Origin of the sequence: Arthrobacter sp. H35-D1 (assembly GCF_030063185.1) — a bacterium.
GTDB lineage: Bacteria > Actinomycetota > Actinomycetes > Actinomycetales > Micrococcaceae > Specibacter.
Genome location: NZ_JASISP010000009.1, coordinates 1 through 24759 on the forward strand (window position 1 = coordinate 1; position 24759 = coordinate 24759).

20 protein-coding genes, 1 tRNA gene and 1 pseudogene are annotated in these 24759 nt (G+C 61.7%); 10 read left to right on the forward strand and 12 right to left on the reverse strand.

Annotated elements, in window-relative coordinates; genetic code table 11:
- From gnd to QMG25_RS11030, 4 genes and pseudogenes are all read right to left on the reverse strand, one after another.
- Positions 1-1047, reverse strand: a 1047-nt coding sequence (gene gnd / locus QMG25_RS11015) for an NADP-dependent phosphogluconate dehydrogenase (RefSeq protein WP_283460183.1), incomplete at its 3' end; no start/stop codon positions are given.
- 143 nt (positions 1048-1190) lie between these two features.
- Positions 1191-2246: an L-idonate 5-dehydrogenase gene (locus QMG25_RS11020; RefSeq protein WP_283460185.1), complete on the reverse strand. Its 1056-nt coding sequence runs from the start codon at positions 2244-2246 to the stop codon at positions 1191-1193.
- A gap of 13 nt (positions 2247-2259) precedes the next feature.
- Positions 2260-3029: pseudogene (locus tag QMG25_RS11025) on the reverse strand (SDR family oxidoreductase).
- Positions 3030-3103: 74 nt separating this feature from the next.
- Positions 3104-4027, reverse strand: a complete 924-nt coding sequence (locus QMG25_RS11030) for an NAD(P)-dependent oxidoreductase (RefSeq protein ID WP_283460187.1) — start codon at positions 4025-4027, stop codon at positions 3104-3106.
- Positions 4028-4113: 86 nt separating this feature from the next.
- On the opposite strand from QMG25_RS11030, the gene QMG25_RS11035 reads away from it, so the two are divergent.
- The gene (locus QMG25_RS11035) at positions 4114-5178 is read left to right on the forward strand and encodes a D-2-hydroxyacid dehydrogenase (RefSeq protein WP_283460189.1); all 1065 of its coding nucleotides are present in this window, start codon (positions 4114-4116) and stop codon (positions 5176-5178) included.
- Between the two features lie 322 nt (positions 5179-5500).
- On the opposite strand, the gene QMG25_RS11040 is transcribed toward QMG25_RS11035, so the two are convergent.
- The 4 genes from QMG25_RS11040 to QMG25_RS11055 form a co-directional block, all read right to left on the reverse strand.
- On the reverse strand, positions 5501-6859 hold the full coding sequence (locus tag QMG25_RS11040; RefSeq protein WP_283460191.1) for an MFS transporter: 1359 nt from the start codon (positions 6857-6859) through the stop codon (positions 5501-5503).
- A gap of 129 nt (positions 6860-6988) precedes the next feature.
- A complete protein-coding gene (locus tag QMG25_RS11045) occupies positions 6989-7774 on the reverse strand; it encodes an IclR family transcriptional regulator (protein WP_349307129.1) in 786 nt (261 codons plus the stop codon).
- A gap of 471 nt (positions 7775-8245) precedes the next feature.
- Positions 8246-8548 carry a hypothetical protein gene (locus tag QMG25_RS11050; protein ID WP_283460195.1) on the reverse strand — a complete coding sequence of 101 codons (303 nt, stop codon included), beginning with the start codon at positions 8546-8548 and terminating at the stop codon, positions 8246-8248.
- 46 nt (positions 8549-8594) lie between these two features.
- A complete protein-coding gene (locus tag QMG25_RS11055) occupies positions 8595-9503 on the reverse strand; it encodes an exonuclease domain-containing protein (RefSeq protein ID WP_283460197.1) in 909 nt (302 codons plus the stop codon).
- Positions 9504-9799: 296 nt separating this feature from the next.
- Here QMG25_RS11055 and QMG25_RS11060 point away from each other — a divergent pair, with 296 nt between their 5' ends.
- Both QMG25_RS11060 and QMG25_RS11065 read left to right on the forward strand, forming a co-directional pair.
- Positions 9800-10513 (forward strand): potassium channel family protein, encoded by a 714-nt coding sequence (locus tag QMG25_RS11060; RefSeq protein ID WP_283460198.1) that lies wholly within the window; start codon positions 9800-9802, stop codon positions 10511-10513.
- A gap of 1157 nt (positions 10514-11670) precedes the next feature.
- Complete coding sequence (locus tag QMG25_RS11065) at positions 11671-12084, forward strand: hypothetical protein (protein WP_283460201.1); 414 nt, start codon at positions 11671-11673, stop codon at positions 12082-12084.
- Positions 12085-12539: 455 nt separating this feature from the next.
- Here the strand turns inward: QMG25_RS11065 and QMG25_RS11070 are convergent.
- The 4 genes from QMG25_RS11070 to QMG25_RS11085 all read right to left on the reverse strand — a co-directional run bounded on the left by QMG25_RS11070 (position 12540) and on the right by QMG25_RS11085 (position 14562).
- Positions 12540-12615: transfer RNA gene (locus QMG25_RS11070), tRNA-Val, on the reverse strand.
- Between the two features lie 70 nt (positions 12616-12685).
- The gene (locus QMG25_RS11075) at positions 12686-13648 is read right to left on the reverse strand and encodes a Sir2 family NAD-dependent protein deacetylase (protein WP_283460203.1); all 963 of its coding nucleotides are present in this window, start codon (positions 13646-13648) and stop codon (positions 12686-12688) included.
- 18 nt (positions 13649-13666) lie between these two features.
- Positions 13667-14143 (reverse strand): peroxiredoxin, encoded by a 477-nt coding sequence (locus QMG25_RS11080; RefSeq protein WP_283460205.1) that lies wholly within the window; start codon positions 14141-14143, stop codon positions 13667-13669.
- Positions 14143-14562, reverse strand: a complete 420-nt coding sequence (locus QMG25_RS11085; protein WP_283460207.1) for a DUF3052 domain-containing protein — start codon at positions 14560-14562, stop codon at positions 14143-14145. The genes QMG25_RS11080 and QMG25_RS11085 overlap by 1 nt, the downstream gene beginning before the upstream one ends.
- Before the next feature lie 307 nt (positions 14563-14869).
- On the opposite strand from QMG25_RS11085, the gene aceE reads away from it, so the two are divergent.
- From aceE to fabF, 7 genes are all read left to right on the forward strand, one after another.
- Positions 14870-17611: a pyruvate dehydrogenase (acetyl-transferring), homodimeric type gene (gene aceE, locus QMG25_RS11090; protein ID WP_283460209.1), complete on the forward strand. Its 2742-nt coding sequence runs from the start codon at positions 14870-14872 to the stop codon at positions 17609-17611.
- A 187-nt stretch (positions 17612-17798) separates the two neighbouring features.
- On the forward strand, positions 17799-19154 hold the full coding sequence (locus QMG25_RS11095; protein ID WP_283460211.1) for a DUF2254 domain-containing protein: 1356 nt from the start codon (positions 17799-17801) through the stop codon (positions 19152-19154).
- 57 nt (positions 19155-19211) lie between these two features.
- Positions 19212-20558 carry a PucR family transcriptional regulator gene (locus tag QMG25_RS11100; RefSeq protein WP_283460212.1) on the forward strand — a complete coding sequence of 449 codons (1347 nt, stop codon included), beginning with the start codon at positions 19212-19214 and terminating at the stop codon, positions 20556-20558.
- A gap of 245 nt (positions 20559-20803) precedes the next feature.
- Complete coding sequence (locus tag QMG25_RS11105) at positions 20804-21757, forward strand: ACP S-malonyltransferase (RefSeq protein ID WP_283460214.1); 954 nt, start codon at positions 20804-20806, stop codon at positions 21755-21757.
- A complete protein-coding gene (locus QMG25_RS11110) occupies positions 21754-22815 on the forward strand; it encodes a beta-ketoacyl-ACP synthase III (protein ID WP_283460216.1) in 1062 nt (353 codons plus the stop codon). The genes QMG25_RS11105 and QMG25_RS11110 overlap by 4 nt, the downstream gene beginning before the upstream one ends.
- A gap of 88 nt (positions 22816-22903) precedes the next feature.
- Complete coding sequence (locus QMG25_RS11115; RefSeq protein ID WP_283460218.1) at positions 22904-23149, forward strand: acyl carrier protein; 246 nt, start codon at positions 22904-22906, stop codon at positions 23147-23149.
- A gap of 133 nt (positions 23150-23282) precedes the next feature.
- The gene (gene fabF, locus QMG25_RS11120; RefSeq protein ID WP_283460220.1) at positions 23283-24542 is read left to right on the forward strand and encodes a beta-ketoacyl-ACP synthase II; all 1260 of its coding nucleotides are present in this window, start codon (positions 23283-23285) and stop codon (positions 24540-24542) included.
- The last annotated feature ends 217 nt before the right edge of the window (positions 24543-24759 follow it).

The following is a 24759-nucleotide window of genomic DNA, read 5'->3' on the forward strand; positions in this document are numbered from 1 at the left end:
GGCGGCGGCGCTGTTGAGCATGTCGATGCCCTGCGCGTAGCTGATGAGCTTGGAAGCGTAGAGCGCCTGGCGGACATCTTCGACAAAGTCGGCACCCAGGTCGACGGAGACCTCGTGGCCGGCCAGGGCTTCCTGGCCGATGGCACGCTGGCTGCGCTGGCTGGAGAGGCCGCGGGCAAACACGGACTCCGCGATGGCCGAGGTGGGCGAGCCCAGATCCAGGGCGGACTGGACCGTCCAGCGGCCCGTGCCCTTCTGACCGGCGGAGTCAACAATGACGTCGACCAGCGGCTTGCCGGTCTTGGCGTCGACGTGGCCCAGCACTTCGGCGGTGATTTCAATCAGGAAGGAAGCCAGCTGGCCTTCGTTCCACGTCCCGAAGATCTCTGCCTGCTTCGCCGGTTCGATGCCGGCGGCACTGCGCATCAGGTCGTAGGCCTCACCGATGACCTGCATGTCGGCGTATTCAATGCCGTTGTGCACCATCTTCACAAAGTGGCCCGCACCGTCGGTGCCGATCCATGCACAGCAAGGCTCGCCGTCCACCTTGGCGGAAATCTTCTCAAGCAGCGGGCCCAGGGCGTCGTAGGACTCCTTGGAACCGCCGGGCATGATGGACGGGCCCAGCAGGGCGCCCTCTTCACCACCGGACACTCCAACTCCCACGAAGTGCAGGTCCTTCTTCGCCAGCGCAGCTTCACGGCGGCGGGTGTCCTGGAAGTTGGAGTTGCCGCCGTCGATAATGATGTCGCCGGCTTCCATGAGCGGGACGAGCGCATCGATGACCGAGTCGACGGGGGCGCCGGCCTTGACCATCATCAGTACCCGGCGCGGCTTCTCCAAAGACTCAACGAGCTCTGCCAGCGTTTCCGCGCGGACAAAATTGCCCTCGTCGCCGTGGGCTTCCAGCAGAGCGTCGGTTTTTTCAACCGAGCGGTTGTGCAGCGCCACGGTGTATCCATTGCGGGCAAGGTTGCGGGCCAGATTGGCGCCCATCACAGCCAGGCCGGTCACGCCAATCTGTGCAGAGCCATTTTGTGCAGACATAGTACCTCCAGAGTCAAACAAACAGTTTCGTAAAGCTTATCGGTGATGAAGTGAGTTCCCCAGCTGATTCCATGCTTTGGATTCTCCAGGTCTTGGCGCTAATGAACTACCACTAGCAACCGACCACTTGCCGAATCCTGGTTTTAGGTAAGGAAGTTGAGGAGCACTTTGCCTGAGGCGGCAGAATTACTCGCCATGTCAAACGCCTCCAAGCCATCGCTCAGGGCGTATTCGTGCGTAAGAACCGGGTCGGCATATAGCGAGCCATCAGCCAATGCATCAATCACCTCGTCAATTTCGTCATTGAAGCGGAACGAGCCCACCAGTTCCAGCTCGCGCGTGATAGCCAATGAGATCGCAACCGGTTGCGGTCCGGAGGGCAGCAGTCCGACCATAACAACCCGCCCACCACGCACGGCACCGTTGATGGCAGAGGCGAGACCATAATGACTGCCGGATGATTCAACGACAATATCGGCTTCAATTGCTGCAATGGCCGTAGTGTCGCTAGCCTCAAGCAGCACATCGGCGCCTACCGCTGCGGCGATCTCCAACGGCCTTCTGTGCATGTCGACGGCGGTGATACGGGCCGCCCCGGCACGCTTGATTACAGCGACAACTAGCGCACCGATGGGCCCGCAGCCGACCACCAGTACCGACTTTCCACGCACGTGGCCCGCGCGGGCCACGGCGTGCCAGGCCACGCTGGCAGGCTCAACGAGAGCAGCTCGCCGCAGCGGGAGCATCCGAGGCAACGTGCGGAGCATGCGTGTCGGCAGGTTCGCGTAGCGAAGAAAGGCACCATCCGTGTGTGGGTGTCGGGCAGCACTTCCTAGGTAGGTGCATCCCGGTGAGAGGTTGGGGCGGTCCTCCGGGTATCTAGCCGTACCCGGAGCGGGGGTAGCCGGGTGAACGGCCACAGGTGTCCCGTCGGCGGGGCCAGTTCCATCCGCGGCAGCGCGGACGACAGTGCCGACGACTTCATGGCCGAGCACCATAGGGTCTTTCAAAGTGGACTCCCCCGCAGCCCCATGCAGCCAATAGTGCAGGTCGGAGCCGCAGATACCACCATAGGCAATTTCAACCACGGCCTCGTCCGAGCGCGGCTGCGTCAGGGCAACATCTTCGATACGCAGGTCGCCCTTGCCATGGGCAACAACTGCGAGGGCGCTGGCAGGAAGTACAGAATATTCAGTCATGGGTTCCTTCTTCCTAAACCACTACCGTCATGCCGCCATCGATGAAGATGGTCTGGCCGTTAACGAAATCGGATGCATCTGAAGACAGCCATACAGCCGGCCCCACGAGGTCTTGGACGGTTCCCCACCTATGGCCGGGGTCCGGCCCAGAATCCACGAGTTGAACTTCTCATCGTCAACAAGCTTCTGCGTCATTTCCGTGTGAATGTATCCAGGGGCAATGCCGTTGATCTGCAGCCCACCTGCTGCCCATTCGGCCGTCATGGCCCTGGTCAGGTTACGCAACCCGCCTTTCGCCGCTGTGTAAGCGGCAATGGTGGGTCGGGCCAAATCTGTTTGCACGGAACAAATGTTGATGATCTTGCCGCGGCCACGTGCCAACATGCCACGGGCAGCCTCCCGGCCCACGAGGAAGGCACTTGTAAGGTCAGTGCTGATAACCCTGTCCCAGTCTTTGACATCAAGTTCTAGCAGCGGGACACGGTGCTGGATGCCGGCATTGTTGATGAGGATTTCCAGCGCCCCCACATTCGCTTCTATCCAAGCGATGCCTTCGGCTGCGGCCGTGTCACTGGTGACATCAAACGCGACGGCACGAATCTGCCCCGGAGCAAAGTCGCCAGCCATGGCAGTCTCCGCTGCTGCCAGCCGTTCAGGGTTGAGCCCATTGAGCACAATGGTTGCACCCGCTTCAGCAAGCCCCCGCGCCAGGGAGTTTCCAATGCCGCGGCTGGAGCCTGTCACCAGTGCCACCCGTCCGGTCAAATCAAATAAAGCACTCATTCGTCATTCCTTAATGTTCTCAACGATTCCAAAAGTTAACTGCCCGCCACGGAGGCGCTGCTGCGGGTCGAGGGTTAGGTGGCGGATCCGAGCCGTGCAATGGACTCCCTGACTACTGCCAGATCCTGCTCCCCGAGCCCTTGCTCCTTCAAAGTGCCATAGAGTGCATATCCAGCTGTAGCCATGGGAACTGCCGATCTTGCAGCGTGCGCACTCTCAAGCACAAATCCCAAGTCCTTGTGCATGAATTTGGCCGGACCCGTCGGCGCATAGTCTTTCGACGCAATGCGAGGGCCAACAACGTTCAACACTGCGCTATCCGCCAGTCCTCCTCCCAAAACGTCAAAGAGCGCAGCGACGTTCATGCCCGAACGTTCCGCGAGTTCGGCAGCTTCCGCAAGGGCGGCCGTCGCAGTCCCTACCAGAAGCTGGTTGCAAGCCTTGGCTAGGGAGCCACTGCCGAGGCCACCGAGGAGGCGGACGGTGGATCCCATAGCTTCCAGCACGGCCAGAGCTTTTGCAAAGTCCACTTCGTTGCCACCGACCATGATAGCCAGCGCACCATTTTCCGCCCCGATAGTTCCGCCGCTGACCGGTGCGTCTATAACGCGCGCCTGGCCGGCGCTGGCTAGTGCCACATGAGCCCCGAAGTCCTGCACGGCCTGTGGAGAGACACTGCTCATGACCACCACCACCGTGCCCGGATCGGGCGGGACGTCTTGCCAGGTGGCCAGTAAGGGTGCGGCGGCGTCGATGATGAAGCTCAAATCGGGCAGCATGAAGATAATGATGTTGCAGTTCCGCAGTTCAGCCACGGAGGCCGCAACAAGTGCGCCCTGTCTTGACAGCGACTCAGCAGCGGCGCCCGAGCGGTTCCAGACAGTCAGGGACCCATGTATGCGCAGCAGATTCGCCGCCATGGGGGCGCCCATGTGGCCCAAGCCGACAAACCCGACAGATGGCGGGGCTTGCTGGGCTGAAGTCGGTGTGTGTGTCATTGAATACCAGTCCTCACAACTTTGTGGTTTGGTTGTTCCATGAGACTCGTCGTCGCATTCGTTCAGTATTCTATCCACAATTCAGTATGATGAACATCATGACCTCTAAAAGTCTCACTGTCGCGATTGCCGTCCCTCTCGAATCCGAACATGTGGAAGCCATCCGGGCCGCCAATCCAGATGTCACCGTCCTGTACGAACCAGAGCTGTTGCCGCCGGAGCGTTTTCCGGCCGACCATACCGGCGATCCAGCCTTCGTGCGGACGGCGGAACAGGAAGCACACTACTGGGAGATGCTGCACAGCGCCGACGTGCTCTACGGCTTCCCCAATGAGAGTGCTGCTGGTTTGGCCGCCATCGCCTCAAGCAACCGGCTCAAGTGGATCCAGGCCATGGCCGCAGGCGCCGGCGGAGCTGTTAAGGCCGCCGAACTGTCTGCGGACGATTTGGCGCGCATCACCGTTACTAGTTCCGCCGGTGTCCATGCTCTACCCTTAGCCGAATTCGCGGTCATGGGTGCACTCAATGGACTCAAGCGCACAGCAGAGCTGGCAGCAGACCAAGCTGAGAAGCACTGGCCTGAGCTGCGCACCCCCACGCGCCTGGCCAGCGGCTCCAATGCGGTCATCACCGGGCTCGGAGAAATCGGCCTTGAAACAGCACGCCTGGCCCGAGCCTTAGGCATGAATGTCAGCGGCACCAAGCGCACGGTGGAAGCCATCGAGGGGATCGATCAGGTCACCGACACGGCAGGGCTGCCCGGCCTGATGGCTACGGCCGACGTCGTCATCAACACCCTCCCGGGAACCCCGTACACCGAGAAGATGATCAATGCGGACATCTTCAACGCCATGAAACCCGGAACGGTCCTTGTGAATGTTGGCCGGGGCACAGTTGTTGATGAAGAGGCCCTGCTCGAAGCGCTGAACAACGGCCAGATCTCCTATGCGTGCCTCGACGTGTTTGCTGTGGAGCCACTTCCGGTCACTAGCCCCCTCTGGGAGCACCCGCGAGTGACGGTCTCTCCGCACACTTCGGCCCTGAGCGAGGCCGAGAACCGCCTCATTTCAGAGCGTTTTATGGAGAACCTCAAGCGCTTCCAAGCCGGCGAGCACCTGCTGCACACTGTGGATCTGGTCCACTTCTACTAAAACCTACAGGGGGCCTCTACTGCGGAGGGCCCCCTTTCATATGCCCGCACCCCACGGACCGTTAGACACCCGGTGACTGTTCACCCCAATCACCCTGTCGCTGCATCTGCAGCATTTGTCCCTTTGTCCGACTGCCCCTGAAGTACGACGGTATGAAGCAGCTCCCCAACACGAGTCGGCAGGACCGCGTCGTATTTGGGACAACCGCCCCAAGATACGCAGGGAACACGATGGCAGCCCATCGGCTTAAACGCCACGCGGCGCTTGCTAGATGCAAGCGCCGCGTGGCGTTTATTCTCAGATGGGACACCAGGAAGTCAGCCTAGGAGGCGTCCTCGATCAGATTGAGGTCGCGGCCGGCAGTTTCCGGGGCGTAGAAAGTAGTGATGAACGAGATGCCCGCCAGCAGGAGCGAGTAGCAGGCCAGAACCATCCATGAATAGTCGGTGGCAGTCAGCAATGCGACACCCACGATGGGGGCAATCCCACCAGCGAATACGGCCGAGATTTCACGGCTCATGGCAACGCCGGTAAAGCGGTGAGTGGATCCAAACAGCTCCGGCAGCAGGGCGCATTGCGGGCCAAGCATCGACTGCACGCCGAGAGCGATACCCACGCTCATGACAATCCACACCAACGTCACATCACCCAAAGACACCAGGTAGAACGCTGGGAACGCAAAGAGCAGCTGAAACAAGGAGCCATAGCGGTACACCTTGACGCGGCCCACTCTGTCGGACAAGGCACCGAAGGCGACGACCATGATGGCGGAGAATCCGGCGGCGATAAGCAGCCCTGCGGGGCCGATGAACTTGTCGCCTTCGAAGGCACCGCCTTCGGCCGCCAAGAATGCAACCAGCAGTGTTGAGTAAATGCTGGAGTTGCCATTTTCACCCATGCGCAGGCCGATGCCAATGAGCACGTTCTTCTTGGACGTGCGCCATAGCGTGCCCAGTGGGTTCTTGGTGACGTTTTTATGCTTCTCGAGCTCCTGGAAAACCGGTGTTTCCTTGAGCTTGAGTCGAATGTAGACAGCGATGCCGATCAACACGATGCCGGCCAGGAACGGCACGCGCCACAGCCAACCTTCGAGGACCTCCGGATTGGCCAGGCCCAGCAGAGCAAAAGTTCCGGCGCCCAGCAAGGTGCCGACTTGAATGCCCACAAAGGGAAGCGCCGCGAAGAAACCCCGGCGTCTGCGCGGAGCCACCTCGGAGATCAAGGTGGTGGCGCCAGCTTGTTCGGCTCCGGCGCCCAACCCCTGGAGGATGCGCAGAATGACCAGCAGGACCGCGCCCACCATGCCCGCCTGTGCGTATGTCGGCAGCAGCCCAATGGCGAACGAGGCAGTCCCCATGAGTCCAATGGTCAGCAACAGGACCTGCTTGCGACCATATCTGTCGCCGATGTAGCCAAAGATCACTCCGCCAAATGGCCTAGCTGCAAAACCCACGCCATAGGTCGCAAATGAAGCTATCAAAGCACCTGAGGTTCCCAGCGGGGCGAAGAACAGCGGACCGAAGATCAGCGCCGTGGCCAGCCCGTAAATATAGAAGTCGTAGTACTCAAGCGCCGAGCCGACGGAGCTGGCGAGGGTTGCCCGGCGCAACTGCTCCGGGTCTACCTTCTCGTCGGTCCGCTTTGCAGATGAGTCGATGGGGTGTAACGGCCGTGTAGTCACTGATTCTCCCTTGAAACATACCGAACCACCATTGGCTCAGGCAGGCGACAACGACCCGAAGATCGTTCACTATGTTGTATAGCGTACATCACAGTGAACGAAGCGCAAAGGGAAATGTTGGTACCATCACTACCCCATGGGATTTCCGAGCATTTTGGTCAAATCCATCAGTTCACCAACCATGGCGGAGCGCTGCTCCTCCGAGAAAGTCGCCTTCAGTGCCGTCACCGAAACAGCCAGGCTCGGCCCATGTGAGCCCATTGTAGGAACAGCCACGCTCAAACTCACGACTCCCAATGTTGATTCTTCATCCTCAAACGCATAACCTTGGGTGCGAATTTGGGTAATTTCATCTTTGATCTGACGACCCGTCCGCAATGATTTTGACGTCATAACAGGCAGTTCGGCATGATCAGGAAAAAGCTGCTCAAGATCATGGTCATGAAGTTTCGAAACCAACGCTTTGCCGGCAGAACAAAGTGTGACCGGCATTTTGTCTCCTATATTAGAGGTCAGCCTGACAGCAGGATGCCCTTCGTATCGGGCCAGGTAGATGATGCTATCGCCGTCCAACATCGCAATCCGCACCGTCTCACCTTTGAGCAGGGGCGCCTGCTCGCAGAAGCGATAAAATTCCCGCACTTCGTCGCGCCGACTCAGGTATGCGGCACCAAGCTCTACCAATTTCACGCCCAGGGCATAGTCGGACCCCAGCCGGGTGATCAGGTCCGCGTCTTCAAGGGCTTGCAGCAAGTTGGATGTGGAGGATTTAGGGATGCCCAACGCTCTGGCCAAGTCGCTAAGTGTCAATCTGCCACTGGTCGATTCCGCCAACGCATCAAGGACGGCAGCAGCACGGGTCACTGCAGGGGCGGGGGTGGTATTGGCCCGAGTGTCGACTGCTTTGCTGGGCATGGCCTGAATGTCACTCACGGGGACTCCTCAACGCTGAAGACGGCAGCCCGAGAGCTCCCGGACTTGATGTTTGGCAACAAACCCTAGTTCATTGCAGTGGACGCCTTTCATCATACTGCTCATCGGAGGAGGTAGAACGTCCGGCGTTGTGTTTTGTCGGTGGTAGCTGTATATTTTTACATAGACCTTCCACTGTGGCGTCCCCCAATAGCCACAGTGGAGGGTCGTTCAATTTAAGTACGCATCGCCCACTCCTGCACCAAGTCAATTCGATGGCCAAATTCCGCTCCCCAAGCTCGCCAACTCGGCGCTGCGGGAGCTATCTGGAAATTCTGCGTGTCAGTTTGCATCTTGCAGATTCACGGGCTATATTTTTATCACTGGTTCCCCACCGCAGCGTCCCCCAATAGCTGTGGCGGGGAACCTTTCACTTTAACCGCGGCCGGCTCCACTGCATCCGGCCCCGGACAGTCAGCCCGCCATGCTCAACGGCTCCCGCATTCGCCACCGACCTTCCTGGGCATCGCATTCCAGCTCCATGGTGACAAGTTCACTGCGCACATTCCGGCCCAGCCGCACCTGAACGCGCCACACCTGGACATCAACGCGGCCGGTTCCCTTGGGCATTCGCTGCGATTGCTTCCACCACTCCAGCCGCTCATACCAGCGCACGGGCTCCGCGCCCACAATCCATTCGCGACCGTTGCGGTGCACTGCGAGCGGCACCCCGTCGGGGCTTGTCCGCACTGCCACGTCCGCCAAGGAAAAGTTCATGCCGTGAACGTTACCGGCGGGGTGGGACATTCAGACCGGCCAATCCCTACCTAAAGGCGAGCAGGCGCAGGAAGCGTCCTTCCCCGATGACTTCAATGTCCTGCCCGGCTGCCGCCAATTCCATGGCACGGCGGACTTTTCCGCTGGGCACCGCCCCTGGCTGCCCGGCAGTCGCATCGACCACCAAGGTGACCTTCTTGGTTGTGCTGTTGGCGATCACAGCGCCTTTTGCTGCTACAGCGTCTTGGGCGGCGGCGCGCGGCATGGCGGCCAGATCCCCGCTGAAGACCACGTTTTGCCCGTACAACGGACCATGGGGGTTGGCATCCGGAGCCGGTTGCGGCAGGTCGGCAAGCTTACGGGTGTGGCCAGCGGCATAGTAGCTGGGGGTTCCGCGCCCCTTTCGCGCCGGCGGGGTGGGCCACAGCTCCTCCAGCGTGGAAGCGTTGGTCCGCCGGGCGAGCTCAAGGGCCACGTGGGCGCTGGCGGCGGCGTCGGCACCGGCGTCGTGGTGGGTGAAGGAAGGCAGGCTCAAGGCTGTGACCACGTCGGAGAGAGAATACTTCGGCAGCTCCAGGTGTTTGCGGGCCAGGGTGAGCGTGCAGCGGTAGTCAAAGTCGGGCATGACGACGCCACAGGCTTCATTGGCCTTGGAAATCACGGAACGTTCAAAACTGACGTTGTGGCCGACGAGCGCATCTCCCCCAATGAACTCAAGCATCGGCCGGTGCAGGGTGCTCCAATCTTCCAGTCCGCGAACCTGCGACGGCGTGATGCCGTGAACTCCGATGTTCACCGGCATGAAGTCTTCGTAGCCGGGCAACGGCCTCATCAGCCACGACGTCTCGTCAACGATGCGGCCGTTGCGGACCTTGGCCATGCCGACCGCGCACGCAGAGGCCCGGTAGCTGTTTGCCGTTTCAAAGTCGATGGCCGTAAAAGACATCCCGCTCATGTGTTCCCCCTGCTGCCGCTTCCCCGCCAGCCTCGGGGACAACGGACAATGTAGGTCCATAACAACTGGCTTGTAGCTAGAGATCATATGCGATGCCGCGCCAAGACACCGGTTTGGTCATTCGCACCCGGAAATACCGGCAGCGGATCACCAAAACGGCAGCGGGATTCTCCACAGGCGAGAACTCGACGCCAGTGACCCCCGGTGGCAGAACGAACCTGCGGATTCAAGTTCCGCTGAAGCGACACTGTCGGCCAAGGGCATTGATCAGCGATACGTCGTCATATGCTCGCGGGATGACATTAGCGCGTTGGGAGCGGGCCGTAGAGTGGCCACTCATTTTTATTTCCATTTTGTTCCTGACTGCCTACTCGGTGCAGGTATTGGCCGGCGGTCTGGTTGCTGAAGTGGCCGTTGGGATCATGACGATGACGTGGGCACTATTTGTCGTCGACCACGGGGTGTCTCTGTGGCTGGCGCCGCGCCGGTGGAGCTGGTTCGTCCGGCATCTGCATGACTTGGCCATTGTGCTGCTTCCGATGCTGCGCCCGCTGCGGTTATTGCGCCTGGTGACCCTTGTCAGTGTGCTGGCGAAGGTAGCAGGCAACGCGTTGCGTGGCCGAGTAATGACGTATGTGATCGCTGCATCGGGACTGCTGGTCTATCTCGGCGCGCTGGCGATGTACGACGCCGAGCAGGCTGCCCCGGAATCAACGATCAAGTCTTTGGGTGATGCTGCATGGTGGGCCATTGTCACTATTACAACGGTGGGCTACGGGGACATGTCACCAACAACTGCCACCGGCAGGGTCATCGCCGTCGCTCTGATGATTGGCGGCATAGCGCTGCTCGGTGTCGTCACTGCGACGTTGGCGTCCTGGTTGGTGGACAAGGTGTCGGCTGAAGACACCAAAACACAAGCAGTGACAGTTGAACATTTGGAGCTGCTCCGGGATGAGATCGCGATGCTGCGACAAGAACTGGGCGCGAACGCTCCAGCCTTCCGCTGAATACAACACCAATGATCGGCGGGTCCCGCAGGGTGGCGCAGCTTGTGGCAGGGCACTGTCCTTGCGACATCGTGGCCTCGATGGCACAGGTCTCGCAGGCTCGGCCAGCAAATGCAAAACCCCGCGGCTTCAAGTCTTTCCAGATGCTGCCGAGTTCCCATCGTTGGGCAGGGCGTTGGCCATCAAGTTGAATATGCCCTCGTAGCCGCGCTCTCGGCCGATTCAGGACGGACCGCGGCCAGCGCTCCGCTCATGGGAGCACCGGTGTGCAACGGAGCCGCTGTCACCGATACACTTGCTGACGACACCAATAGGACAACATAAATTGTGTGGCGCCGAAGTCAACTGCATCAGCCCGAAAGCAACGCCGGGCAAACCACCACCGCTCCTTTGCATGACGGATGCTTTGCATGACGGATGCTTTGCATGACGGACATCAACCCATTTCAAACAGGAGACCCCAGCATGTGGCATGTCATCGTGTTCCTTGCGTGCTGGTGCCTCGTGTCCATCGTGGCCGGTTTTATGCTCGCCCGCTTGTTTCGTAGAACCGCCAGGTTGCCCCTACACGACGGTGAGACGCTCGAACATGCACCACAGGCAGCCGACGACTCGACACGGCAGCCGGTCAACGCGGAATCCACGGCTCCCCGGGAGCAGTAACTGCTGCAGGCGCCGTGACTGCTGAATCTCGGCGCTCGGACTGTAGATCAGCTGGATCCGGCACAAGCATTGGCAACGAAGTTCACCATTCACCGCGAAGTGTGAAAGATCGCACGTCGGCGCTACATGCTGGCCGGCAGGCAGAGCTGCCAGATCCCAAGCGCACCAAGGCTGCGCGCCCCTTTGAAAACGGCCGATCCCCCGCCCAACCCTGAAATCGGGCCTCTTCCTTCCAGAACTTTCAGACACGAGCCAGCCGATTTTCCACGAAGCGCGTTTTGCCGGGGGTTGGTGCCCATGCCTTCAGTACCGGCGCGGAACCGGACTCCTTCGGCCCGGCAGAGGATGCGTGCGAGCTGAACCGTGCTCACCGGCTACGCGGCACCGCACCACGTTCGCGGGTCCCGAAAGCTCGCTGGTGGCCCATCCGGGACCTCATCAACGGCCTTCTCGATAGGTGGGCGGGCTGGGGCCTGCACTATGGTCCGGCCGGCATGATCAGCTTCCAGTTCGATGCTGACCCTGTTGGTGTCATCGGTGGTCTCGTCGTGCTGTTTATCACTGTCGGGCTTGTGTGTTCACCGCAGATCGTGCTGCTCGTTGTGCAGCGGCACGTGCTTGGGCTGTATCCGCGAAAAGCCCGCACAGCTGTCTACTGGGTGGCTACCGTCGCTGGACTCTTGACGGCAGGGACCGCTGCCATTGGCTGGTTGGATGCGGGGCGTGGTGACATGGTGCTGGATGCCGCATGGGCCATGAGCGCTGTCAGCTTTGTCGGTGCCATTGTTGCCACGGCTTGGCAGCGACTCGGAGACCTCATCGTCCGCACGAACCCAGCGGTAGTGGTGCTCGTCGCCGTTGCGGTGAGCGTCGTCCTGGGAATGACGCTCGTGCCCCTGACCCAATGAAATCAAACTGTTCGGTGGGCCCTGCTGGGATCACACGGATGGAAAAGTACCCGCTGACCCCAATGAACACGCAAAGAAGTTCAATCCAAGGCAACAAGATAATCTCAGCAGTGGACGAGGCAGCGGGGGAAGAGACCCACCTTCACCTACCCTGCGGTAGTGCACCCACGCAAACTCGTGTCGCCGGTAGTTCCTCTTCGGCTCCCCCACGCAACGTCAGCAGGGTTCAACTAATGCAGTGGTGGCCGCACCCCATCGTTGATACGGAAGACACAGCCCCCGTCATCGTCCCGAACTTTCGAGGCCAGCGATGTCATGTCCATGGACCACCAACAGTCCGGTGGGGTGAGGTGCCAAAAAGTAAAAGCAGCAGACAGCCAAAAACCCGCCATATCTTGCGAACTTCCACTAATTCTAAGGGAAATTCGCAAAATATGGCGGGTTCAGCACTGCAATGGTGGGTCCTACCGGGATCGAACCGATGACATCCACGGTGTAAACGTGGCGCTCTACCAGCTGAGCTAAAGACCCATTTATTGATTCCGTTTCCAAGCTGTGCGCCTGTCGGCCGGACCAACGAGAAACTACTGTACATGATGATTCAGCGATTGCGCCAATCGAGTTTCAAGGCATCGGCCAGCCATCCCAGGCTCTCCCCCACGCCTGTCACCAGCTTCACGTGGGCCAGCGAATCCCCGCGCGTGTCGCCCCGGTTGATAATGACCACGGGCTTGCCGTCCTTGGCTGCCTTCTTCACAAATCGAAGCCCGCTCATGACTGTCAACGAAGAGCCTGCCACCACCAGCAGCTGGGCCTCGTCAACCATTCGATAGGAGCGCTCAACCCTGTCCTTGGGTACATTTTCACCGAAGAACACGAAGTCGGGCTTGAGCAGGCCTCCACACAACGGGCACGTGGCGGGCTTGAACCAGCGAATGAGTTTCTCGCTCTCCAGCTCGGCGTCCGCGTCCGGAGCCAGGGAGACTCCTCCGGCAGCGCTCACGGCGTCCAGGAATCCTGGGTTGAGTTCCTCCAGGATGTTGGCAAGAAATTCCCGCGAAAACGTGTTGCTGCACGTCATGCACACGATTCGGTCAAAGCGGCCATGCAGGTCCACCACGTTGCGGGCACCGGCGTTTTCGTGCAGGCGATCAACATTCTGGGTGATGATCCCCTTCAGGTGGCCCCCGCGCTCCAACGCCTCGGCCGCGTAGTGCCCGGCGTTGGGCTTCGCATGGTGCAGGTGCGTCCAACCCACGTGATTTCTGGCCCAGTAGCGTGGGCGCAGCAACGGGTCGCCCATGAATTCTTGGTAACTCAGTGGCTGGCGTGGAGGCGATGTTGGTCCGCGATAGTCGGGAATGCCGGAATCCGTGCTCAGCCCGGCACCGGTAAGCAGCACCGCCGAACGTTCACGCATCAGTGCTGCGACAGCTTCGAGCACCGCAATGTCAGCCGTGGCCAGCATTCCGGCCGGCGCCGCCTGGCCCTTGTCCGTTCCTGCCTGCCCCCAGGCAGACTGCACCAGACCGGTCTCGCCGATTCCCGGGCGCACATTGTCCATGCCGTCAATCTCCCATGGCTAGAACCGCTCCAGCGCCTGCCGGTACCGGTGCAGCGGACGTGCCTCACCGATGGGGGTGCTGAAGGTATCGACAACGACCCCCACCGCCGAGATCATGAAGGTGCTGCGTCCGGCCATGCCCCGCACCGGATCAAGGACACCATAGCTGCCGGCAACCTCCCCATGCGGCCAGAAGTCGGCCAGCAGGTCGAAACCGTAGCCTTCCGCTGTCGCATAGGCGCGCAACGTGTACTTGCTGTCCACGGACACGGCCAGCAGCCGCACACCTGCGGCTGCAAAATCGGCATGGTTGTCCTGCAGCTCGGCCAGTTCGCCCGTGCAAATGCCGGAGAAGGCAAAGGGGTAAAACACCAGCGACACGGCCGTGCCACGCAGCCCAAGCAAGGAGATTGGCTCACCAAACTGGTTTGGCAGGGAAAAGTCGGGGGCAATGTCCCCCACTCGCGGCCCCGGGTGCGTGCCGGCCTGAGGCATTACTGGCGTTTGCGCGGGACCAGGCGGGATGCGGCCCAGTCGGCGGAAACCCCTGCGGTGGTGGTGACATGCAGCCCTGCCGTGGGGGCAGCTTCCTGAATGTCAGCCGGAGGGACGTAGCCATCCCTGCCCGGCTTGGGAGTGAGGATCCAAACGATCCCACCCTCATCCAAGGTTGTCAGCGAATCCACAAGGGCATCCACCAGATCGCCGTCCTCCGCGCGCCACCAGAAAATGACCGCGTCAACAACGTCATGGTCATCCTCATCAAACATGTCCGAGCCAATCAGGCCCTCAATGCTGTCGCGCAGTTCAAAATCAACGTCGTCGTCATATCCGAGTTCCTGGATGAGATCGCCATCCTTGAACCCCAAATTGCCTGCCACCTTGGCAACAGTGCCGGCGTCGGCCTCGCTCACGTTATATCCTCCTGCATTCAGCGCTTGCGCGCCGGTTGGTTGGTCAGTAAACCCCAGTCTAGGGGGTGAGCCCAGATTGCCTCTACTTAACACCATTTGACAAGAGGGACCCGCACAAAACGACCCGCAAATGTGATTTATATTACGAAGCCTGCACGACTCCCCCTTGGTGACGGGCGTCCGCGTCGTTTCGGCACTCATGCAGCGGGCGAAGCTACGCACAACCGGCCACTGCGGTCTAGAGTGTTTAAACACGCCCATCGCCACAGCAATGGGCAACCCACACTGCTTTTAAGAGAGGTTGGACGTGGCTGCAGGAGACGAAAATTCCCACATCCTTAGCGGGTTGACAAACCAGCTTCCTGATCGTGATCCGGAGGAGACTGCCGAGTGGCTTGAGTCTTTGGATTCGTTGATTCAGGATCGTGGCACGGAGCGTGCCCAGTTCATTATGCGTAGTTTGCTGCAGCGTGCTGGTGCGCAAAGCGTTGGTGTGCCGATGGTCACGACCACTGATTACGTGAATACCATTCCGGCTGATCAAGAGCCGGTGTTTCCGGGTAATGAAGAGATTGAGCGCAAGTACCGGACGTGGTTGCGGTGGAACGCTGCGGTGATGGTCCATCGTGCCCAGGCACCGGATATTGGTGTGGGTGGGCATATCTCCACCTATGCCGGTGCCGCAACACTGTACGAGGTCGGTTTCAACCACTTCTTTAGGGGCAAGGACCACCCCGGTGGAGGGGACCAGATCTTCTTCCAGGGCCACGCTTCCCCTGGCATGTATGCCCGTGCGTTCCTGGAAGGACGCCTGACGGAGGAAGACTTGGATGGTTTCCGACAGGAAAAGTCCAAGGAGGGCCATGCCCTGTCCTCGTACCCACACCCGCGGTTGATGCCCGAATTCTGGGAATTCCCGACGGTATCGATGGGTATCGGCCCGATGCACGCGATCTACCAGGCACAATCCAACCGGTACCTGCACAACCGTGGGATCAAGGACACCTCCGAGCAGCAGGTCTGGGCGTTCCTGGGCGATGGTGAAATGGACGAGCCCGAGTCCCGTGGCCTGCTCCAGCTCGCGGCGAACGACAAGCTCGACAACCTCAACTTTGTGATCAACTGCAACCTCCAGCGCCTGGACGGGCCGGTGCGTGGCAACGGCAAGATCGTCCAGGAACTCGAAGCGTTCTTCCGCGGTGCCGGCTGGAACGTCATCAAGGTGTTGTGGGGCCGGGAGTGGGATGACCTCCTGGCGAAGGACACCGATCATTCCTTGGTGAAGGTCATGAACGACACCCTCGACGGGGACTACCAGACGTACAAGGCAGAGTCCGGCGGGTTCGTCCGCGAGCACTTCTTCGGGCAAACCCCGCAGACCAAGGAACTCGCCGCGCACCTGGACGACGAGCAGATCTGGAACCTCAAGCGCGGCGGCCACGATTACCACAAGGTCTACGCCGCGTACAAGGCAGCGAGTGAGTTCAAGGGCAAGCCGACAGTGATCCTGGCCCACACGGTCAAGGGCTACGGTTTGGGCACGCACTTCGAAGCACGCAACGCCACGCACCAGATGAAGAAGCTGACCTTGCAGGACCTGAAGGACTTCCGCACGCATCTGCGCCTGCCCATCACCGACGAGGTCCTGGAAGCAGACCCGTACCGCCCCCCGTACTACCACCCCGGGATGGACACCCCGGAAATCCAGTACATGATGGAACGCCGCGCCGACCTCGGCGGATTCGTCCCCGAACGCCGCACCCAACACACCGAGCTGGAACTGCCCGGGGATAAAACCTATGAAGTCGCCAACCGCGGCTCGGGCAAGCAACACGCGGCCACGACCATGGCCTTCGTGCGCCTGCTCAAGGACCTCATGCGCGACAAAGGCATCGGCCAGCGCATCGTGCCGATCATCCCGGACGAAGCACGCACCTTTGGCATCGACGCGTTCTTCCCGACCGCGAAGATCTACAACCCCAACGGACAGAACTACCTCTCCGTGGACCGCGACCTGATCCTGGCCTACAAGGAATCAATTTCCGGACAAATCGTCCACGCCGGCATCAACGAAGCCGGCTCCGTGGCCGCCTTCACCGCTGCCGGAACCGCGTACGCCACCCACGGGGAACCGTTGATCCCGATCTACGTGTTCTACTCCATGTTCGGCTTCCAACGCACCGGAGACCAGTTCTGGGCTGCCGGAGACCAAATGACCCGCGGGTTCATCATCGGCGCCACCGCAGGACGGACCACCCTCACCGGTGAAGGCCTCCAACACGCCGATGGGCACTCCCCGATCCTGGCCTCCACCAACGACGCCGTGATCACCTACGACCCCGCCTACGGCTACGAAATCGGTGTCATCGTCCGTGCCGGCCTCGAGCGCATGTACGGGCCAGACTCCACCGATCCCAACGTGATGTACTACATCACCGTGTACAACGAACCGATCCTCCAGCCCAAAGCACCGGAGAACATCGACGTTGAAGGGATCAACCGCGGAATCTACCTGCTCAAGAAGAGTGAGCAACAAGGCCCCCGCACCCAACTCATGGCCTCGGGCGTGTCCGTTCCCTGGGCACTGGAAGCCGCGCACATCCTCGCCAACGAATGGGGCGTCGCCGCCGATGTCTGGTCCGTGACCTCCTGGACCGAACTCAGACGCGACGGCCTCGCCGCTGAAGAAGACGCCTTCCTCCACCCGGAAAACCCGGTCCGCACCCCGTACATCACCAGCAAAATGGCTGACGCACAAGGACCCATCGTCGCCGTCACCGACTACATGAAAGCCGTCCCGGACCAGGTACGCCAATTCCTGCCCAACGACTTCGCCACCCTCGGCGCCGACGGCTACGGCTTCTCCGACACCCGAGCAGCAGCACGACGCTACTTCAAAATCGACTCACACTCCGTGGTCGTCCGCGCCCTGCAAATGCTCGCCAAAAACGGTGAAATCGACGCCACCATCCCCACCCAAGCAGCCACCAAATACGACCTCCTCAACGTCAACGCAGGAACCACCGGCAACGCCGGCGGCGAAGGCTAAACCCCACCGGGACCCCTTTCATCTCGCGCCGAGCGCGAGATGAAACGGGTCCCTCGCCGGCGTACGCCCACCCACGCAACACGGCTGTGGCGCGTGAAACCTTCAATGGTTTCACCGGCCACAGCCGTATCACCCCGTCTACCCAGGAGCCTGCCATGACCTTGCAAATGAACCTTCCAGGGCTGCCATGTCTGCGATGAACGGCCGGACCGCACGCATCATCGACGCGGTGCGCACGCAGCTATGGCCGGTGCCGACCTTCGCGGTGGTGTTGGCGCTTGTTGCCGGTACGGCACTGCCGACTTTGGACGCCACTCTGGAGGGATCACTCCCGCCAATTCTCTCGGCGCTCCTTTTCAGTGGTGGCCCGGATGCGGCACGGTCGGTGCTCGAGGCCATTGCAGGGTCGCTGATCACCGTGACCTCGTTGACGTTCTCGCTGACAGTTGTCACCCTGCAACTAGCCAGCAGCCAGTTTTCACCGCGCTTGCTGCGCACCTTTGTCGCGGACCGGTTCGTGCACTTCACCCTGGCGCTTTTCATGTCCTCGTTTGCGTTTGCCTTGACGGTGCTGCGCAGCGTGCGCAGCCCCGTGGACGGAGACCCCGGATTTGTGCCGGTTATTTCCGTCACTGTCGCTTTTTTGCTGGCCATCGCCAGCATTCTGGGCCTGGCATTGTTTCTGGCCCACCTGACACGGGAAATCCGTGCGGAGACCATGATGCAAGGAGTTGCCGATGACACGGTAGCCACCTTGGACCACAACTTTCCCAAGGACCCGGGTCCGCAGCGCCACGCCCCGGCTGCCGGTCCGGGGGCAGTCCGGCTGGAATCTGCCCGAACTGGTTTCTTGACCTCGGTGGACCGTGAGGAGCTGTTGCGCCTGGCCGTTGCCGAGGAAGTGGTGGTCAGGATCGACAAGCAACCAGGCAATTCCTTGGTGGCCGGGGTTCCTTTCGCCACGGCCTGGCCACTGGATTCCGGAACCGAGCTTGGCATCGAGCAGTTGAAACGGCTGGGCACCGGCGTCAACGCCGCCATCCACACCGGCAGCGAGCGTACGCAAGTTCAGGATGTGGCTTTTGGTTTCCGCCAGCTGGTGGACGTGGCCACCCGGGCACTGTCCCCCGGTGTCAATGACCCGACCACGGCAGTGCACGTGCTGGGGCACCTCTCCGGTTTGCTGTGCCAGGTTCTTCTCAGAAGGCCGGGGCCGAGGTTCCTCACCGACGAGCACAACCAGGTCAGGGTGGTCGTGTCGCTTCCCGAGATGGCTGATTTCATGGATCTCTCCCTGACCCAGCCTCGCCACTACGGGATGGGCGATCCCGAGGTGGCTGCGCGTCTGTTGCAACTGCTGCAGGAAGTCTCCTGGTGCGACCATGAAGGTTCCCACCGTCCCGAGATTCTTGACCACGCCCAAAGAATGGAATCATCAATAGCGGCAGCCGCCCACCTGCCCCAAGACCGTGCATCCCTGCTGAAGCAGGCACGAGCGTTGATGGCAGCCAATACACCGCCGGAGGCCTTGGCCGGCAAGTGATGGCCGAGTGGATGACCAAATGGCGCCAGCCTGCGTCCGAGGACATATCCTCGAAGGATGGCAAACAAGAATTCCGGTGCGTCGCCAATCCCGGCAGCGGCCTCCACGCGTGCGCAACAGCCTCCGGCACCCGCGGGCTCCGACGGAAGCTCGGAGACCTTGGAACGGCTGCGTGCCAGCATTGGCACACTTTCCTCGATGATGCTCAGGGAGCTGGAGGAAACCCTGCCCTGGTATCGGCGATTGAGTGCCGATGAACGCTCTTCGCTTGGCCTGGTGGCACAGAACGGCATCACGGCCTTTGTTTCTTGGTACGAGCATCCTTCATCGCCCAGCTGGGTCCTCTCGGATGTCTTTGGCACGGCTCCCACCGAGCTGACGCGTTCCATCAGCTTGCAGCGCGCACTCCAACTGATCCGCACAGTAGTGCAGGTGGTTGAGGACAGGGTTCCGGAACTGGCTGCCGCGGAAGAGCAAGTGGGCTTGCGCGAGGCGGTGCTCAGGTACTCGCGCGAAGTGGCCTTCGCGGCGGCGGATGTCTACGCTCGGGCAGCAGAAAACCGCGGAGCATGGGACACCCGGCTGGAAGCGCTGGCTGTTGACGGGATCCTGCGCGGGGAAAACACCGATGCACTGCAATCGCGCATCTCCGCGCTGGGCTGGACCTCGCACGGGCATTTCACCATCATGGTGGGCCCTGCCCCCACGGAGCCCAATGCGCCGTTTCTCGCCACGTTGCGTCGGGCCGCAGGACGCTTCGCCGAAGATGTCATGGTGGGCATCCAGGGCGACAAGCTGATCCTGGTTTTGGGCAATGTCACTGCCCCTGATTCCGCCTACCCGCGCCTGAGTGAGCTGTTCGCTCCGGGGCCGGTGGTCTACGGTCCGCTGGCCGCCACACTCGGCGAGGCAACGGCCTCGGCCAAGGCGGCCTTTGCCGGCATGGCCGTGGTCAGGGGTTGGCCCGCGGCACCGCGCCCGGTTTCCGCCGACGACCTGCTCCCTGAAAGGGTCATGGGCGGGGACGAATCCGCCAAGCGCGCCCTGCTGCTGAACATTTACCGACCGCTGTTGGCCGCCTCCAACGGGCTCGTGGAAACCCTCAGCAGCTATTTGCAGGGCGGGCACTCGCTGGAGGCGGCCGCGCGCGAGCTTTTTGTCCACTCCAACACGGTCAGGTACCGGCTGCGGCGTGTCTGCGATGTCACCGGCTGGGACCCGCTCATTCCGCGTGAGGCCTTTGTGCTGCAGACAGCGTTGATTGTTGGCCGGCTGGGCACCCCGGCAAAAAGCGCGCAGGCCAAGGGGAGCCAAGGCAAGGGAACCCCCACCAAGGCACAACAGCCGCGGGGTCCACAGGCCAAGGGTGTTCCGGGCAGGCAAGGGACCTCCACCGGCAAGTAGCCGGGCTCCCGCCACGCGACAGCCCAGCCGGGGAAGGGTCCTGCTGCAAGTCCATGCCCGCCGTCGGTGGAATCCGTCCCGCAATCCAGTGACTCTCGAAGGGCGCGTTGGAGCCTTTTCACTTAAAAAGGACCCGGATGGCACTCCAGAACCGAAGCTATTGTAGACTTCCTACAAATTGTGCCCAAGAGCTTGGTGCATGGAAACACCGTAAAAAGCCCCGTAAGTTTGGAAAGCTGGTTAATGTGCTTGCAATAGTCTGCCCTGGTCAGGGCTCCCAGTCCCCCGGATTCCTTTCGCCATGGCTTGAACTCCCTGGTGTTCATGAGCAGTTGGCTGCCTTGGGCGAGGCTGCGGGCATCGACCTGCTGGCCCACGGAACCACGTCCGACGCCGAAACCATCAAGGACACGGCAGTGGCCCAGCCGCTCATCGTGGCTGCCGGACTCATCGCCGCCAGGGCCCTGTTGGGCGAGGACGCCACCACCGCCATGGCAGGGCTCTCCGTGGTTGTTGCCGGGCACTCTGTCGGTGAAATCACGGCCGCAGCCCTGACCGGAACCCTTTCGCAGCCCGAAGCCATGGCCTTTGTGCGTGAGCGCGCCAACCGCATGGCCGAGGCGGCCGCTGCCACCCCGACAGGCATGGCTGCCGTGGTCGGCGGAGATCCGGACGAGGTCCTGGCCGCCATTGCCGCCGCCGGCCTCACCCCCGCCAACATGAATTCCAAGGGCCAGACGGTTGCCGCCGGCACACTGGAGCAGATCGCCACCCTGGCTGCGGCCCCGCCGGCCAAGGCCCGCGTCATCCCGCTGCAGGTTGCCGGCGCCTTCCACACCCACCACATGGCCCCCGCCGTGTCGGCGCTGGAGACACTGGCCCCGTCGCTGACTCCCCACACGCCCAGGGTGGCGTTGCTCTCAAACCACGACGGCGCCGTCGTGCTTTCCGGTGCAGCGGCACTTGAGTCGTTGATCGCCCAGGTGTCTCGCCCGGTCCGCTGGGACCTGTGCATGGAAACCATGGCCGCCATGGGCGTGACTGGACTCATTGAGCTCACGCCGGCCGGGACGTTGGCCGGCCTGGCCAAGCGCGGCATGTCCGGCGTGGCCACCGTCGCCGTAAAAACCCCCGATGACCTTGCCGCCGCCCAGGACTTGCTGGCAGCGCACTCCGCGTCCAAAGAAGGAACACTGTGAGCACCCCCACCCTGAAGCAAAGCCCTGTCAATGCCGGTTCCCGCATCCTCGGCATCGGTGCGTACCGCCCGTCGGTGACAGTCACCAACGAGGACGTCTGCCAGTGGATCGACTCCTCCGACGAGTGGATCCGCCAACGCACCGGGATCATCACCCGCCACCGCGCCCCGAAGGACGTCTCGGTCGTCGACATGGCGGTCGGAGCCGGAGCCGAGGCCCTTGAAAAGGCCGGCATCGAGCCGTCGCAGATCGGGGCCGTGCTGGTCTCGACGGTGACACACCCCTACGCCACGCCGTCGGCCGCTGCCTTGATCGCCCACAGGCTCGGCGCCACCCCCGCCCCGGCCTTCGACATCTCCGCCGCCTGCGCCGGCTACTGCTACGGCATCGCCCAGGCCGACGCCCTGGTCCGGGCAGGCACGGCCAACTACGTTCTGGTCATCGGTGTGGAAAAGCTCTCCGACGTCATCGACAACCACGAACGCACCATCTCCTTCCTGCTGGGCGACGGCGCCGGCGCCGTGGTGGTGGGCCCCTCCGACGAGCCCGGCATCAGCCCGTCCGTGTGGGGATCCGACGGCAGCAAGTGGGAGACCATCGGCATGACCCACTCGCAGCTGGACATCCGCGACTTCAGCGAACAGGCCATGAAGGGCGACGGCGTGGAGCTGGCTGCCGCCGACGAGGCCTACGCAACGCTGTGGCCCACCTTGCGCCAAGACGGACAGACGGTGTTCCGCTGGGCCGTGTGGGAAATGGCCAAAATGGCCCAGGCCGCACTGGATGCCGCCGGCATCAGCGCAGCAGACCTCGGCGCTTTCGTCCCGCACCAAGCCAACATGCGCATCATCGATGAACTGGCCAAGCAGCTCAAACTGCCTGAGCACGTCATCATCGGCCGCGACATTGCCGACGCCGGCAATACCTCGGCCGCCTCAATTCCGCTGGCAACACACCGACTGCTCGCAGAGAACCCGGAGCTCTCCGGTAAACTTTCGCTACAGATCGGCTTTGGTGCCGGACTGGTGTTTGGCGCCCAAGTGGTCCGCCTTCCCTAAGACGAATCCCTCCACATCCGTGGGGAGATCAGCTTGCTATGAAACGATCAAGTCCTTGATCACAGCAAAAAATGAAAAGGAGCCGTCAATGGCTAGCAAAGAAGAAATCCTGGCTGGTTTGGCCGAAATCGTCAACGAAGAAACCGGTCTGGCCCCCGAGGCCGTCGAGATGGACAAGTCCTTCACCGACGACCTGGACATCGACTCCATCTCCATGATGACCATCGTTGTCAATGCTGAAGAGAAGTTCGACGTCAAGATCCCCGACGAAGAAGTCAAGAACCTCAAGACCGTCGGCGACGCCGTCAGCTTCATCGAAGGCGCACAGGCCTAAGCAGCTTTCGTGCCTTTGCCCTTTCGCGCAAGCGAAACAGGGCTTGGTGGTTGGCCGGACATGCAGGATGCCGGCCAACCACAATTACCTTCTTTTGACCCTGCCCCGCTATCTTTTTGTAGAGAGTTGAACCATGGCCCGCAAAGTAGTCATCACCGGATTGGGTGCCACAACACCCATTGGCGGCGACGTCCCGACCATGTGGAAGAACGCCCTCAAGGGTGTTTCCGGCGCCCACACGCTCACCGCTGATTGGGTGGAAAAGTACGATCTTCCCGTCCACTTCGCAGCCAAGGTGACAACTCCCGCCACAGATGTGCTCAGCCGGGTGGAAGCCAAGCGCATGGATCCCTCAACCCAGTTCGCCGTCGTGGCCGCCCGTGAGGCGTGGAACGACTCCGGCATTGAGGAAGTCGACCACGACCGCCTCGCCGTTGCTTTCGCAACAGGCATCGGTGGTGTCTGGACGCTCCTTGACGCGTGGGACACCCTGCGAGAAAAGGGCCCCCGCCGCGTCCTGCCCATGACAGTTCCCATGCTGATGCCCAATGGTCCAGCCGCGGCTGTCAGCTTGGATCTCGGCGCCCGCGCCGGCGCCCACACGCCGGTTTCCGCCTGCGCCTCGGGCACCGAAGCCCTGCACATTGGGCTGGAGCTCATCCGTTCAGGCAAGGCGGACGTCGTGGTGGCCGGTGGCGCCGAAGCAGCCATCCACCCGCTGCCGATGGCTTCCTTCTCGGCCATGCAAGCACTGTCAAAGCGCAATGACTCCCCCGAGACAGCGTCGCGGCCCTACGATGTGAACCGCGACGGTTTTGTCATGGGAGAAGGCGCCGGCGCGTTGGTCCTTGAAGCTGAAGAGCACGCGCTCGCCCGCGGTGCCCGCATCTATGGCGAGCTGGCCGGCACCTCGGTCACGGCCGATGCCTACCACATCACTGCCCCCGATCCCCAGGGCCTGGGTGCAACCCGTGCGCTGAAGGCAGCCCTGTTTGATGCCCGGGCCTTGCCGGACGACGTATGCCACGTCAACGCCCACGCAACTTCCACCCCTGTTGGCGACCGTCCCGAGTACACGGCCCTGAAAGCTGCCCTGGGCGACCACGTGGACAATGTGTGCGTCTCAGCCACCAAGTCGCAAACGGGGCACCTGCTGGGTGCCTCCGGCGCCGTGGAGTCGGTGATGACTGTGTTGGCCGTCTACCACCGCTTGGCACCTGTCACGATCAACCTTGAAAACCAGGATCCGGAAATTCCGCTGGATGTTGTCACCGGCACCCCGCGTGAACTGCCCGAGGGCGAAATTGTTGCGCTGAACAACTCCTTTGGCTTCGGCGGCCACAATGCCGTTGTGGCGATCCGCAGCACCGGCCCCAAGGTCGAAATGGCGTAGCCTTTTCCCCGCATGAGAGAAGCGGGGCCCCCCCCACAATGGGGGGGCCCCAGTGTCCGTGGTATTTTGGTTGACGCCCCCCACCCCCCGCGCGCCCCCGCGGGTGCTGAGAACAGTGGGGGGGGGGGGGGACATACACCCAGTGTGGGGCACCCGCGCCCGGCCGCCCCCCCCCCGGCGCGGGGACGTGAACAAATACACAAACACTCCCACACCC

Bases quoted from the DNA above. Each gene is read 5' to 3' on its own strand.
- QMG25_RS11080 (WP_283460205.1), bottom strand. From the start codon at position 14,143: ATGCCTCAGGCCGGCACGCACCCGGGGCCGCGAGTGGGGGACATTGCC.
- QMG25_RS11055 (WP_283460197.1), bottom strand. From the start codon at position 9,503: ATGAGCGGGATGTCTTTTACGGCCATCGACTTTGAAACGGCAAACAGC.
- QMG25_RS11100 (WP_283460212.1), top strand. From the start codon at position 19,212: ATGGCAAACAAGAATTCCGGTGCGTCGCCAATCCCGGCAGCGGCCTCC.
- QMG25_RS11060 (WP_283460198.1), top strand. From the start codon at position 9,800: ATGACATTAGCGCGTTGGGAGCGGGCCGTAGAGTGGCCACTCATTTTT.
- QMG25_RS11115 (WP_283460218.1), top strand. From the start codon at position 22,904: ATGGCTAGCAAAGAAGAAATCCTGGCTGGTTTGGCCGAAATCGTCAAC.
- QMG25_RS11030 (WP_283460187.1), bottom strand. From the start codon at position 4,027: ATGACACACACACCGACTTCAGCCCAGCAAGCCCCGCCATCTGTCGGG.
- QMG25_RS11065 (WP_283460201.1), top strand. From the start codon at position 11,671: ATGATCAGCTTCCAGTTCGATGCTGACCCTGTTGGTGTCATCGGTGGT.
- QMG25_RS11020 (WP_283460185.1), bottom strand. From the start codon at position 2,246: ATGACTGAATATTCTGTACTTCCTGCCAGCGCCCTCGCAGTTGTTGCC.
- QMG25_RS11050 (WP_283460195.1), bottom strand. From the start codon at position 8,548: ATGAACTTTTCCTTGGCGGACGTGGCAGTGCGGACAAGCCCCGACGGG.
- fabF (WP_283460220.1), top strand. From the start codon at position 23,283: ATGGCCCGCAAAGTAGTCATCACCGGATTGGGTGCCACAACACCCATT.
- QMG25_RS11035 (WP_283460189.1), top strand. From the start codon at position 4,114: ATGATGAACATCATGACCTCTAAAAGTCTCACTGTCGCGATTGCCGTC.
- QMG25_RS11095 (WP_283460211.1), top strand. From the start codon at position 17,799: ATGTCTGCGATGAACGGCCGGACCGCACGCATCATCGACGCGGTGCGC.
- QMG25_RS11075 (WP_283460203.1), bottom strand. From the start codon at position 13,648: ATGGACAATGTGCGCCCGGGAATCGGCGAGACCGGTCTGGTGCAGTCT.
- QMG25_RS11045 (WP_349307129.1), bottom strand. From the start codon at position 7,774: ATGCCCAGCAAAGCAGTCGACACTCGGGCCAATACCACCCCCGCCCCT.